Genomic DNA, 12133 nt, shown 5'->3' with positions numbered 1-12133 from the left:
CGGTGACTCGGCCGTAGCGGGGCCTTCAACGACGCGCGGTAGGACGTAGCGCCGACGGCTCCTTGCGGGGTTTCAGTGACCGGCGCCGACCACGGCGTCAAACCGAACACACCATGGAAATCGAAATTGCGACACTCGGCGGTTACGAAGAGGTCGGTCGACAGATGACGGCGGTCCGGGCGGGCGAGGACATCGTCATCTTCGACATGGGCCTGAACCTCAGTAAGGTCCTCATCCACGACAACGTGGAGACCGAGAGCATGCACAGCCTCGACCTGATCGACATGGGCGCCATCCCGGACGACCGGGTCATGAGCGAACTCGAAGGCGACGTCAAGGCGATCGTCCCCACCCACGGTCACCTCGACCACATCGCGGGGATCCCGAAGCTCGCCCACCGCTACGACGCGCCGATCGTCTCCGCGCCGTACACGATCGAGCTGGTCCGCCAGCAGATCGAAGACGAGGGCAAGTTCCAGGTCGACAACGACCTCGTGAAGATGAAGCCCGGCGCGTCGATGGCGATCGGCGACTCCGAGCAGGTCGAACTCGAGTTCGTCAACGTCACGCACTCGATCATCGACGCGATCAACCCGGTCCTCCACACGCCCGAGGGCGCGGTCGTCTACGGCCTCGACAAGCGACTGGACCACGACCCCGTCATCGGCGACCCGATCGATATGGATCGGTTCCGCGAGATCGGCCGCCAAGACGAGGGCGTCCTCGCGTACATCGAGGACTGTACGAACGCCGGCAGCAAGGGCCGGACCCCCTCCGAGTCGTACGCGAAGAAGCACGTCGAGGACACGCTGAAATCGATGGAAGACTACACGGGCGGCATCATCGCCACCACGTTCTCCTCGCACATCGCCCGCGTGAAGACGCTCGTCGAGTACGCCCGCGAGATCGGCCGCCAGCCCGTGCTGCTCGGCCGCTCGATGGAGAAGTACTCCGGCACCGCGGAGCGGCTCGACTTCGTCGACTTCCAGGGCGACGTCGGCATGTACGGCCACCGCAAGTCGGTCGACCGCGCGTTCAAGCGGATCATGAAGGAGGGGAAGGGGAACTTCCTCCCCATCGTGACGGGCCACCAGGGCGAGCCGCGCGCGATGCTCACCCGCATGGGTCGCGGCGAGACCCCGTACGAAATCGACGACGGCGACAAGGTCGTCTTCAGCGCGAGCGTCATTCCGGAGCCCACCAACGAGGGGCAGCGCTACCAGAGCGAACAGCTGCTCCGGATGCAGGGCGCGCGCCTCTACGACGACATCCACGTCTCCGGCCACCTCCGCGAGGAGGGCCACTACGAGATGCTTCAGGCGCTCCAGCCGCAGCACCTCATCCCCGGCCACCAGACGCTCAAGGGCCGCTCGCCGTACGTCGACCTCGCGAAGACGCAGGGGTACAAGCTCGGACGTGACGTCCACGTCACGCAGAACGGGTCCACGATCCAGCTCGTCGAATGACGAGCGAGACGAAGGAGGCGCGGGTGCTGGACGCCATCCGCGAGCGGCGTGAACTCGTCAACGCCGCTATCGACGAGGAGCTGCCGGTCCAGGAGCCGGAGCGGCTGTACGAGGCGACCCGATACATCCTCGAAGCCGGCGGGAAGCGGCTCCGCCCGACGGTGACGACGCTGGCCGCGGAGGCGGTCACCGGCACCGAGCCGATGGGCGCCGACTTCCGCGCGTTCCCGTCGCTCGACGGCGACGACGTCGACGTGATGCGGGCCGCGGTCGCCATCGAGGTGATCCAGTCGTTCACGCTGATCCACGACGACATCATGGACGAGGACGACCTGCGTCGGGGCGTCCCCGCGGTCCACGAGGCGTACGACGTCTCGACGGCGATCCTCGCGGGCGACACGCTCTACTCGAAGGCGTTCGAGTTCATGACCGAGACCGGCGCGGACCCGCAGAGCGGGCTCGAAGCGATGCGAATGCTCGCGTCGACCTGCACCGAGATCTGCGAGGGGCAGGCGCTCGACGTCGCCTTCGAGAGCCGCGACGACATCCTCCCCGACGAGTACCTAAACATGGTCGAGCTGAAGACCGCGGTGCTGTACGGCGCGTCGGCCGCGACGCCCGCCCTCCTGCTCGGCGCCGACGAGGACGTCGTCGACGCGTTATACCAGTACGGGATCGACTCCGGGCGCGCGTTCCAGATCCAAGACGACGTGCTCGACCTCACCGTCCCCTCGGAGGAGCTGGGCAAGCAGCGCGGCTCCGACCTCGTCGAGGGGAAGGAGACGCTGATCACCCTCCACGCCCGCCAGCAGGGGGTCGACGTCGACGGCCTCGTCGACGCCGACACGCCGGCCGAGGTGACTGAGGCGGCCATCGACGACGCGGTCGCGGCGCTGGAAGAGGTCGGCTCCATCGAGTACGCCCGCGACACCGCCGAGGACCTCACCGAGCGGTCGAAGGAACACCTCGAACTCCTCCCCGAGAGCGGCTCCCGGAGCCTGCTCGAAGACCTCGCGGACTACCTCATCGTCCGCGGCTACTGAGCGGACCGACCGGGCGGCGACCCCTGACGCGGCCGCGGAGCGGTCCCGGCGGTCCGGGCCGCGACGGACATCGCTTTATCCCCGGCGCGCGTTCGGCCGACCGTGTCACGGTATCGAGACGTCGCGCTGTTTTTCACGCTCGCCCTGCTGTGGGGCGGATCCTTCGTCGCCATCGAGGTCGGCCTCGACTACTACCCGCCGGTGTTGTACGCCGCCTACCGGTTCGACGTGGCCGCGCTGGCGCTGATCTCGTACGTGCTGCTCACGGAGGACGAGCCCCTGCCGCGGACCCGCGGCGACCTCGCCGCGATCGGGTTCAGCGGCGGCCTCTCCGTGGCCGCGAACAACTCCCTGCTGTTCATCGGCCAGCAGTACACCACGAGCGGCATCGCCTCGATCACCTACAGCCTCGTCCCCATCGCGACCGCGGCGGTCGCGGCCGTCTGGATCGGCGGCGCGGACCTCGACGCGCGCGGCGCGGTCGGAGTCGTCCTCGCGTTTCTCGGCGTGGGGCTCGTCGCACAGCCGGACCCCGCGAGCCTCGGCGGCGGCGTCGCGGTCGGCGTCGGGCTGATCGCGATCGGCGTCGTCGCCGTCGCGGTCGGCAGCGTCGGCCTCCGCACCGTCGAGACGTCCTTTTCGAGCGTCGCGCTCACGGGGTGGGCGATGGGGTTCGGCGCGCTCGCCATCCACGCGCTCAGCCTCGGACTGGGGGAGAGCCAACGGCTCCCCGCCGCGGCGCCGCGCGCCATCGTCGCGCTGGCGTTCCTCGGACTGCTCTCGTCGGCGGTGGCGTACACCATCTACTTCACGCTGCTCGACCGGCTCGGTCCCTTCGAGATCAACTTGGTCTCCTACGTCGTTCCGATCGTGGCGACCGTGGCGGGCGCCCTGCTGCTCGCCGAACCGGTGACGCCGTTCACCGTCGCGGGCTTCGTCGTCATCGTCCTCGGGTTCGGGCTGTTGAAACGGCAGGAGATCGCCGACGCGGCCGCCGGAATACGATTTCCGGGGTAAAAAGCAGGTCGCGGCCGCGACGTTCCTGCTCGGTGGTCGACTACGCGGTCGCGTTCCCGGACGGGTCAGTCTCGTTACCCGTCGGGTCGGTCGGTGCCGGCGGCGTCGACCCGCCCGGCGGGACCGCGCCGCCCGGCGGGACTGCCCCGCCCGGACCGGCGCCCGGGCCGAACGACACGTCCGGGCTCTCACCCGTCACGAGGAAGTCCGCGACGTTGCCGATCAGGACGCCGTTGTCGGCGCGGCCGGCGTTCTCCGGTTCGAGGAAGCTGGAGTCGCCCACCACCACGAGCGAGTCGCTCCGGACCGCGACGCCGTACGCCCCGGCCTCCCGGGTCGTCGACAGCCGCGACGTCTCGGCGGTCGTGAGCGCCGGAGAGCCGTCGGCCGCGCCGATCGGCGCGGCGCCGCGGAGGACGACCTCCTCGACGCCCTCCGTCAGCGTCCCCGGCCCGGCCGGCTCGACGAGCACGCTGAGGTAGTTCGCGTCGTTGTTCTCCATGTCGTACACGTACCCCGCCTCGCCGTAGACGCCGAACGGCGAGCCGAAGTCGGTGAGCGCGCCGGCGCCGCCCGGGTCGCTCGTGACGAGCGTCCGGCCGCCGGCGTCGACGAACGTCTCGACCGCGTCGGCGTCGGTCGCCGACAGCGCGCCGGGGCTCGTGGTGACGAACGCGTCCGCGTCCGAGAGCATCGCCGGCAACGGTTCCGCGCCCAAGGCGCCGCCGTAGAACCGGACCTCGTGGCCGTTCTCGACGAGCGCGGCGGTCAGCGGCGCGACGCCGCGTCGGACGCCGCCGAGCGATCCGATGTCGGCCTCCGCGGGCGCCTCGCCGTCTTCGATCGGGAGGATCGACGTGCCGCCGCCGAGTCCGGACGCCTCGCGACCGAGGTGGACGACGACCGTGTTCGACGGCTCGCCGCTCTCCATTTCCACCTCGCCGCCCTCGCTGACGGTCTCCGGCTCGACCGCGTCCAACTGCCAGTGGTCGTCCGCGACGGCGTCGGTCTCGGGCGCTCCGCCGTCGAGGACGACGCCGCCGACGGCGGCGACGCCGACGACCGCGAGGAAGACCAGCGCGAAGGCGCCGACCGTCGTTCGCAGGTCGACGCTCACGCCGCCTCACCCCCGTTCGCCGCGACCGCGGCGTCGATCGCCGCGGCGGAATCGTCGCCGGGCGCGGCCGACTCGTCGCCGCTCGTCGTATCCTCCGCGCTCGCCGCATCGCCGTCGGCGGGGAGCCGTCCGGTGTAGCTCGTCATGACGACGTCGTCGCCGACGGTCTCGTCCCACGCCTGCGGCGCGACCGCGAGTATCAGTCCGTCGCCGAACTCCGCTTGGGAGCCGTCGGCGACGACGACCGTCCCGTCGTCGCGCTCCAGCAGCGGAATGCCGCCGGGAACGGGGCTCTCCGTGCGTCGCGTGTCGACCGTGTAGTCGTCGATTCCCGCCTCGCTCGCGGCGTCGGCGACCGCGCCGTCGACGAAGCCGAACCGGTCTGCGAAGCCGTTCTCGACCGCTTCGGTGCCGAGGTACGCGTCGGCGTGCGCGATCGCTTCGCGGTCGAGTTCGATCTCGTCACCGCGCTGCTCGATCACGTTCTCGATGAAGAGGTTCGCGAGCGTCTGTCGGCGCTCGCGCTGGGTGTCCGGGTCGCTCCCCCGCTTGTCCGGCCCGGTCGTCCCCGCGTTGGGTCCGCTCGGCGCCGGCGCGGTGCCGGCGACGCCGACGCTGCCGACCGCCTGCGCGGAGGGCGCGACGTAGATCCGGTCGGCGGGCGCGATCGCGAGGTAGGCGCCCGACGCGCCCAGCGTGTCGACGGCGGCGTACACCGGCATCACCGACGCGGTGCGGTCGACCGCCGCGTACATCCGTTCGCTCTGTGCGGGGAGGCCGCCGCCGCTGTCGACCTCCAAGACGACCGCCTCGATCGAGTCGTTCGTCCGGGCGTCGCGGAGGTTGTCCTCGACGTGCTGGGCGGTCCCCGAGTCGATCGTGCCGTCGATCTCGATCACGGCGACCGTCCCGTCGGGCCCCGTCACGGCGCCGTACACGCCGGGCGCGACGAGCAGTCCCGCGGCCACCGCGAGTATCGCGGCGACTCCGACTGCGTGTCGGGTCTCGATCCGGTCGAGGCGGGACCCGGACGCGTCGTTCGTGGTCGGTCGATCGGCCGTCGTTCGCGGTCGGTCCGTCGTCGGGGGCGATCGATCCGGGCTCGTTGACTCCGCGTCGTCCGTCGGTTCGTTGGGTGTCCTCGAAGGAGAGTCCCCAGAACTCATCGACTCGTCCTCGTTCGATACCGCTGTCGTGACGTGGTGTCCCTCGTCGTCATCGTGGGTTCGCTCGCGGGTCGGTCACTTTTCGATACGGCTGGGGCGCTCTCGCGGTCGACACTCTCGTTGCCGGCGGCGTCGATCACGCGTCGGCCACCTCGATCGGGTCGCCGACGGTGCCGTCGAACAGCGAGGCGTGGGACGCGAACAGGTCGCTCTCGGCCGCGGCGTCGACGATCACAGTCCGCCCGTGTCGGGTGACGGTCGCGTCCGCGAGCGAGGTCTCGCCCTCGCGGGCGGCCCGCGCTATCGCCTCGGCGGTCTCCCTGTCGAGGCGTCGGGGGTCCGCGACCGCGCCGTACCGCAGCGCGACGCTCGGATCGCCGGGGGCCGCGTCCTCGGCGGATTCGTCGTCGGTGACGCGGAGCGACGCCCCGACCGCGCCCGAGGCGTCGACCGCGGTGCGGAGTTCGTCCGGCGCGTCGGCGAGTACGGTCTGGAGGTGATCGCGGGCGTCCGGCCCGAGGTCGACGCACACCGTCGCGTCGCCCCCGAGCAGCGAGGGAAGGGGGCCATAGCTCCCGGTCGTGCCCGCCCGCCGCTGCGCTCCGCCGTCGTCCCTGCCGATGCCGGCGTCGCGGTGCGCCGCGGCGACGGCGGCGGTCGGGCCGTACGCGGCCACGAGTTCACCGGCGGCCACGCCGACCGCCGACCCGAGGCTCGGCGCCCGGAATCGGGTGAATCCGGAGCCGTCGTCCGACTCGCGAGTCACCTCGGGATCGGCGTCGAGGTCGGCGACCAACGCGGTCGCGTCGACGTCGCCGACCGCGACGGCACACCCCTCCGGTCCGTCCGCGGTGAGCGCGGCGCCCCCGGTCGCCTGCCGCACGCCGTCGAGCGACGCGCTCTCGTATCTGTCGAGCAGCCGCCGGAGTCGACTTCCGACCACGCTCGGCAGGCCCGTCGCCGCCAGAGCTGCTGGGTCGACTCGGCCGGTCACGACGGTGTCGACGGCGTTCGACGCGGCCGCGGCCGGGTCGTAGGTCCCGTCGGCGACCGCCGATCGCGGTCCCTCGGCTCTGGCGCCGTCGCGGCCGCTCGTCGCGTCGTCGGTCGTTCCGGCGCCGGTCGCGGCCGGTTCGACCGCGAGGGTCGCGTCGGGCGGCGGTTCGGAGGTCAGGGCGTCGATCGGTCCGCCGACTCCCAGCCCGGTCGCCGCGAGCGCCGCTACGCGCTTCGCGAACGTTCGCTTGGAGGGCATCGTTTCACTTGAGTCATGACACGTAATAATACTGCCGAGTGGCAGTCGTCGGCGGGTTCCGCTCGCCGACGGTCATCCGGTTCAGTCGTCGAGCGCGCGGACGTCGTCGAGTATCTCGACGGCGTGGTCCTCTGGGGAGACCCCCTCGTAGGCCAAGACGACCGTGCCCTCCTCGTCGAGGACGTACGTGTTCCGGAACACGCCGTCGAAGGTGTTTCCGAACATCTGCTTTTCGCCGTAGGAGTCGTACGCGCCCGAGACCTCGCCGTCGGGGTCCGAGAGGAGGGTGAAGGGGAGGTCGTACTCGGCGGCGAACGGTTCGAGGTCATCGACGGGGTCGTCGCTGATCCCGACGACGGCGACGTCTGCGTCCTCGAACGCGCCCCACTCGTCGCGGAAGCTACACGCCTCGGCGGTACAGCCGGGCGTGTCGGCGCGCGGATAGAAGTACACGACCGTGTACTTGGCCGCCGCCGGGTCGACGGTGACCGTCTCGCCGCGGTGGTCTGTGAGCGTGATCGCGGGTGCGGAGTCGCCCGGTTCGAGCATACGGATCCACTCTCTTCAAACGGGTTAGAGGATTCGGTCCCTTTTTACGGGGCTCTCGCATCCTACCGGTATCGATGGCGTGGCAACCGACGCCGTACACGGTTCCGTTGCTCGTCGCGGCCGTCGCGTCCTTCGGGTTCGCCGCGTACGCGTTCGGGAACCGCTCGCGCGGCGGTCACGCCCTCCTGTGGAGCTTCGTCGGCGTCGCGGGCACGGCCGGCCTCTGGTCGCTGGCGTACGCGGCCCAGCTGTCCGCGACCTCGCTCGATCTCACGCTGTTTTTCAACCGCTTCGTCTGGCTCGGCTCCGCTGGACTGGCGGTGGCGTGGCCCGTCTTCGTCCTCTCGTACGTCGACCGGACCGCGTGGCTCGACCGGCGCCGCTTCGCGCTCTTCTGGGTCGTCCCCGTCGCGGTCGTGGGCGCCGCCTGGACGGTCGGCGTCGACCCGCTGTTCTACGCCGATCCTACCCTCGTCGACGCCGGCGGCTTCCGAATCCTACAGTACGCGCCGACGCCCGCGCTGCTCGGGTTCGTCGGCTACACCTACGCGGTCAACCTGTTCACCTTCGCCGTCCTCGGCTACGCCGCCGTCTCTCGCGACGGCGTGTTCCGCCGACAGGCCGCCGTCCTCTTCGTCGCCGGCGTCGCGCCGCTGACGCTCGGCGCGGCCGGCATCGCGGGGATCGTCGGTCCGGATCGCGGGTTGGTCGATTTCACGCCGATCGCCTTCAGCGGGACCTCGGCGCTGCTGGCGTGGGTCGTGTTCCGGTACCGGCTGCTCGACGTCTCGCCGATCGCCCGCGACGCGGTGTTCGCGAACCTCTCCGACGGCGTCGTCGTCTGCGACGCCGACGGCCGGGTGGTCGACAGCAACGACCCGGCCGAGGCGCTGTTCCCGGACGCGGAACTCGGCGTCCACGCCGGCGAGGCGTTCGACGGCGTCCCGGCGGTCGCCGACGCGGTGACGGGGGAGGCGTCCGACGACGAATTCCGCGTGACGGTCGGCGGCGACGACGGCGCGCCGCGGTTCCTGACGGTCGACGTCCACGACATCACCGGGCCGGGGACGAGCCGCGGCGGGACGGTCCTGCTGTTCCGCGACGTCACCGAGCGGGAAACGCTCCAGCGACGCTACCGCGCGCTCATCGAGAAATCGCCGAACGTGATCGCGATCTGTGGCGAGGACGGACTGCTCCGGTACGTGAGTCCGTCGATAGAGCGGTTGATCGGTCACAAGGCGAACGAGGTCGAGGGACGCCCGGTCATCGATCTGGTCCACCCCGAGGACCGACGCGAGGCGCAGCGGGCCTTCGAGCGCGCCTTCGAGGGCCCCGAACCGCAGTCGCTCACGCACCGGATCGCGTGCGCGGACGGTAGTTGGCGCCGGTTCGAGACGGTGATCGAGCGGCTGTTCGCCGACACGGGCGAGGTCGTCATCACCGCCACCGACGTCACGGACGCCCGCCGGTACGAACAGCGGCTTCAGGTGTTGAACCGGGTGCTGCGACACGACCTGAAGAACGACGCCAACGTCATCGGCGGGTACGCCGACCTGCTCCGCGACCACGTCGACGAGGAGGGCGACCCGTACCTCGACGTCATCGACCGGAAGGTACAGACGCTGACGCACCTCAGCGACCAGGCGCGCGAGATCGACGTCGCGCTGCACAGCGACGCCGACAAGACCGAGATCGACCTCGCCGCGCTCGTCGACCGCCTCTGCGAGTCGCTGGGCTCGTCGTTCCCGCGGGCGACGGTAACGGTGACGGTGCCCGACTCCGCCGTCGTCGCCGCGGACGAACTGCTGGAGTCCGCGGTCCGGAACGTGCTGGAGAACGCCGTCGTCCACAACGACGACGATGATCCGCACGTGGAGGCGACGGTCGTCGGCGACGGCGACCGGTTCCGGCTCGACGTGGTCGACGACGGCCCCGGCATCCCGCCGGTCGAGCGGACGGTGTTCTCGGAGGCGCGGGAGACGGCGCTCGAACACGCGAGCGGGCTCGGCCTCTGGCTCGTCCACTGGATCGTCACGGAGTCCGGCGGCGACCTCGAGATCGACACCCGCGAGCCGACCGGCACGGTGGTGCGGATGTGGCTCCCGCGAGCGGCCGAAGAGTGCGAGTAGATCCGCCGACCTTCCGGTGTCGGCTCAGACGCGGACGCGGACGACGTGCCCCCCGCAGCCGCACTGCTCGACGTACTCCCAGTCGAGGTCGCCGCCGAGCTCCGATTCGAGCGCGTCGACGAGGTACGTCTCCGGGTGGTCGTTGTCGCCGTGGGTGACGAGGTTGACGTGGTTGCCCGCGGCCGTGTGCTCGACCGCTTCGATCGCCTGTCGGACGAGCAGATCGCGGTCGTCTGCGTGTTCGGGGCCTTCGAGGTTCGCGGACCACGAGTTCTCGTGGACGTGGTCGGTCACCGGGTCCGCGTCGTGATCGTGGTCCGAGGGTGTACTCGACGTGTCCGATCCGACGCCCTCCGTTCCCCTACGTCTTCGAGCGAACATGTTCGCGCGGAGCGTCGACCGACGACCGCGGCGCGCACGCGTCTCCGGGAGAAAGGACACTCCCGCGGGACCCGGCGACCGACCCACGAGCCGCGACCCGTTCGGCGACGCGGACGAGCGCTTGGACGCCCGCGAGATAGACGGCGAACCGTTCGGCGACGCGTGGTACGTCGAGATCACGGACGAGGCGTAGTCGACCGCCCTCCGCAACCTCTTTGCGCGCCCTCGCCGAAGCCGGAGCCATGAGTCACGGACCTCTGGACGAGGACGCGGTCGAGAGCTACCGCGAGGCCGGCGCGGTGCTGGTCGAGGCGATGAACGAGGCCCGCGAGATGGTCGAGCCGGGCCGGACCCACCTCGAAGTCGCCGAGTGGACGGAGGACTTCGTCCGCGAGCAGGGGGCCGGCCTCGCGTTCCCGGTCAACATCAGCGTCGACCCCGAGGCGTCGCACGCGACGCCAAGCCGAGACGACGAGACCGAGTTCGGCGAGGAGATGGTGTGTCTCGACGTCGGCGTCCACGTCGACGGCTACATCGCCGACGCCGCGGTGACGGTCGACCACACCGGGACCCCCGAACTCGTCGAGGCCGCCGAGATGGCGCTCGAAGCCGCGCTCGACGAGGCCGGCCCGGGCGTCGAGGTCGGCGTGGTCGGGGGGGCGATCGAGGACGTGATCCGCGGGTACGGCTACACGCCGGTCCTCAACCTCTCCGGCCACGGCGTCCAGCGCTACGACGCCCACACCGGGCCCACGGTGCCGAACCGCGGCGTCGACCGCTCGGTCGAACTCGAACCGGGACAGGCGGTCGCCATCGAGCCGTTCGCCACCGACGGCCGCGGGAAGGTCGGCGAGGGGACCGACGAGGAGATCTTCGAACAGCAGGGCTCCGCGAGCGTGCGCGACCGGCGGGCGCGGCAGGCGCTCGAAGAGATCGAGGCGTTCGACGACCTCCCGTTCGCGGCGCGGTGGCTGGAGACGGACCGCGCCGAGATGGCGCTTCGCCGGCTGAAGCAGGCGAACGCGATCGAGGGGTACCCCGTCCTGACGGAGGACGACGACGCCATCGTGAGTCAGGCGGAACACACCCTGCTGGTCACCGAGGACGGCGTCGAGGTGACGACCGCGGGTATCCACGGCTTCGACGACTGATGGACCAGATCTTCGCGCCGTGGCGGATCGAGTGGGTCGAACGCGACGCGGACCCGATCGACGGCTGCCCGTTCTGCGTCCTGCCCGAGCGCGAGGACGCCCGCGAGGCGCGCGTCGTCGCCCGCAGCGAGCGTAACTACGTCCTCCTGAACAACGCGCCGTACAACCCCGGCCACGCGATGGTGATCCCCGACGAACACGTCGAGGACCCGACTGACCTCGACGACGAGACTCTCCTCGACCACGCGAAGCTGAAAGCGGCGACGCTCGCGGCGTTGCGACGCGATATGGACCCCGACGGCGTCAACACCGGGCAGAACCTCGGCGGCGACGCCGCGGGCGGGTCGATCGATCACCTCCACACCCACGTCGTCCCGCGCTGGAACGGCGACACGAACTTCATGCCCGTCACCGGCGACACGAAGGTGATCGTGGAGGCCATAGACCGCACCTACGACCACCTCCACGCGGGCTTCGCGGCCGACGAGCACGTCGTCGACCCGGGCGACGCCGAGGCGGGCGAGGCGGTCGAACTCGACTTCGAGGTCTCATTCGGCGGTGTCGATTGTTTGTAAACAACCGGTGCGGTGGCGCGTGCCGGCGAGCGGCCGAAGGCCGCGAGTCGCACGCGTGAGGGAGTCGGCGGTCCGGAGCAAAGCGGAGGACCGCCGACGAGGCTGGGGAGGTGTGAGGTGCTGTGCGGAGCGGTGCGGGGAGGGATCCAAAGGGGCAGTTGAGGACGGCGCAGGCGACGTAAGCACCGCAGGAACGAACGGAGTGAGTGACGAGGGGCGCAGCAAGCGTGCGTCGTCCTCACGACTGGGGCTTTGGAGGCGTTCTCCGCAGATCCGTCGGTCAG

The 12133-nt window shown here is 70.7% G+C and carries 12 protein-coding genes; 7 read left to right on the top strand and 5 right to left on the bottom strand.

Annotation, left to right across the window (positions count from 1 at the left end; all coding sequences use genetic code 11):
• The first annotated feature begins 113 nt into the window (after positions 1-113).
• The 3 genes from C463_RS05210 (at position 114) to C463_RS05200 (ending at position 3526) form a co-directional block, all read left to right on the top strand.
• Complete coding sequence (locus tag C463_RS05210) at positions 114-1466, top strand: ribonuclease J (protein WP_008441713.1); 1353 nt, start codon at positions 114-116, stop codon at positions 1464-1466.
• Positions 1463-2509, top strand: a complete 1047-nt coding sequence (idsA3, locus tag C463_RS05205) for a geranylfarnesyl diphosphate synthase (protein ID WP_008441711.1) — start codon at positions 1463-1465, stop codon at positions 2507-2509. The genes C463_RS05210 and idsA3 overlap by 4 nt, the downstream gene beginning before the upstream one ends.
• Before the next feature lie 102 nt (positions 2510-2611).
• Positions 2612-3526 (top strand): DMT family transporter, encoded by a 915-nt coding sequence (locus tag C463_RS05200; RefSeq protein ID WP_008441709.1) that lies wholly within the window; start codon positions 2612-2614, stop codon positions 3524-3526.
• A gap of 40 nt (positions 3527-3566) precedes the next feature.
• Here C463_RS05200 and C463_RS05195 read toward each other — a convergent pair whose 3' ends face one another.
• The 4 genes from C463_RS05195 to C463_RS05180 all read right to left on the bottom strand — a co-directional run bounded on the left by C463_RS05195 (position 3567) and on the right by C463_RS05180 (position 7613).
• Complete coding sequence (locus C463_RS05195; protein ID WP_008441708.1) at positions 3567-4643, bottom strand: hypothetical protein; 1077 nt, start codon at positions 4641-4643, stop codon at positions 3567-3569.
• Positions 4640-5809 (bottom strand): S49 family peptidase, encoded by a 1170-nt coding sequence (locus tag C463_RS05190; protein WP_008441707.1) that lies wholly within the window; start codon positions 5807-5809, stop codon positions 4640-4642. The genes C463_RS05195 and C463_RS05190 overlap by 4 nt, the downstream gene beginning before the upstream one ends.
• Positions 5810-5945: 136 nt before the next feature.
• A complete protein-coding gene (locus C463_RS05185; RefSeq protein ID WP_008441706.1) occupies positions 5946-7064 on the bottom strand; it encodes a hypothetical protein in 1119 nt (372 codons plus the stop codon).
• A gap of 81 nt (positions 7065-7145) precedes the next feature.
• Entirely contained in the window at positions 7146-7613 is a 468-nt protein-coding gene (locus C463_RS05180) for a peroxiredoxin (protein WP_008441705.1), read from the bottom strand.
• A 74-nt stretch (positions 7614-7687) separates the two neighbouring features.
• Here C463_RS05180 and C463_RS05175 point away from each other — a divergent pair, with 74 nt between their 5' ends.
• Positions 7688-9742, top strand: coding sequence for a histidine kinase N-terminal 7TM domain-containing protein (locus tag C463_RS05175; RefSeq protein WP_008441704.1), 2055 nt, complete (start codon positions 7688-7690; stop codon positions 9740-9742).
• A 24-nt stretch (positions 9743-9766) separates the two neighbouring features.
• Here C463_RS05175 and C463_RS05170 read toward each other — a convergent pair whose 3' ends face one another.
• On the bottom strand, positions 9767-10123 hold the full coding sequence (locus C463_RS05170; RefSeq protein WP_008441702.1) for a CGCGG family putative rSAM-modified RiPP protein: 357 nt from the start codon (positions 10121-10123) through the stop codon (positions 9767-9769).
• Between C463_RS05170 and C463_RS05165 the strand changes: the two genes are divergently transcribed.
• The 3 genes from C463_RS05165 to C463_RS05155 are packed head-to-tail and all read left to right on the top strand — an operon-like array spanning position 10122 to position 11849.
• On the top strand, positions 10122-10316 hold the full coding sequence (locus C463_RS05165; protein WP_008441701.1) for a hypothetical protein: 195 nt from the start codon (positions 10122-10124) through the stop codon (positions 10314-10316). The genes C463_RS05170 and C463_RS05165 overlap by 2 nt on opposite strands.
• Before the next feature lie 49 nt (positions 10317-10365).
• Positions 10366-11274, top strand: a complete 909-nt coding sequence (gene map / locus C463_RS05160; RefSeq protein WP_008441697.1) for a type II methionyl aminopeptidase — start codon at positions 10366-10368, stop codon at positions 11272-11274.
• Positions 11274-11849, top strand: a complete 576-nt coding sequence (locus C463_RS05155) for an HIT family protein (protein WP_008441696.1) — start codon at positions 11274-11276, stop codon at positions 11847-11849. The genes map and C463_RS05155 overlap by 1 nt, the downstream gene beginning before the upstream one ends.
• The last annotated feature ends 284 nt before the right edge of the window (positions 11850-12133 follow it).

The sequence above is a fragment of the Halorubrum californiense DSM 19288 genome (genome assembly GCF_000336875.1).
Lineage (GTDB): Archaea > Halobacteriota > Halobacteria > Halobacteriales > Haloferacaceae > Halorubrum > Halorubrum californiense.
The sequence above is the reverse complement of the archived record's forward strand: the minus strand, read 5'-3'. Positions and strand labels throughout refer to the sequence as shown.

Bases quoted from the DNA above. Each gene is read 5' to 3' on its own strand.
- C463_RS05210 (WP_008441713.1), top strand. From the start codon at position 114: ATGGAAATCGAAATTGCGACACTCGGCGGTTACGAAGAGGTCGGTCGA.
- idsA3 (WP_008441711.1), top strand. From the start codon at position 1,463: ATGACGAGCGAGACGAAGGAGGCGCGGGTGCTGGACGCCATCCGCGAG.
- C463_RS05190 (WP_008441707.1), bottom strand. From the start codon at position 5,809: ATGAGTTCTGGGGACTCTCCTTCGAGGACACCCAACGAACCGACGGAC.
- C463_RS05185 (WP_008441706.1), bottom strand. From the start codon at position 7,064: ATGCCCTCCAAGCGAACGTTCGCGAAGCGCGTAGCGGCGCTCGCGGCG.
- C463_RS05180 (WP_008441705.1), bottom strand. From the start codon at position 7,613: ATGCTCGAACCGGGCGACTCCGCACCCGCGATCACGCTCACAGACCAC.
- C463_RS05175 (WP_008441704.1), top strand. From the start codon at position 7,688: ATGGCGTGGCAACCGACGCCGTACACGGTTCCGTTGCTCGTCGCGGCC.
- C463_RS05165 (WP_008441701.1), top strand. From the start codon at position 10,122: ATGTTCGCGCGGAGCGTCGACCGACGACCGCGGCGCGCACGCGTCTCC.
- C463_RS05170 (WP_008441702.1), bottom strand. From the start codon at position 10,123: ATGTTCGCTCGAAGACGTAGGGGAACGGAGGGCGTCGGATCGGACACG.
- map (WP_008441697.1), top strand. From the start codon at position 10,366: ATGAGTCACGGACCTCTGGACGAGGACGCGGTCGAGAGCTACCGCGAG.
- C463_RS05155 (WP_008441696.1), top strand. From the start codon at position 11,274: ATGGACCAGATCTTCGCGCCGTGGCGGATCGAGTGGGTCGAACGCGAC.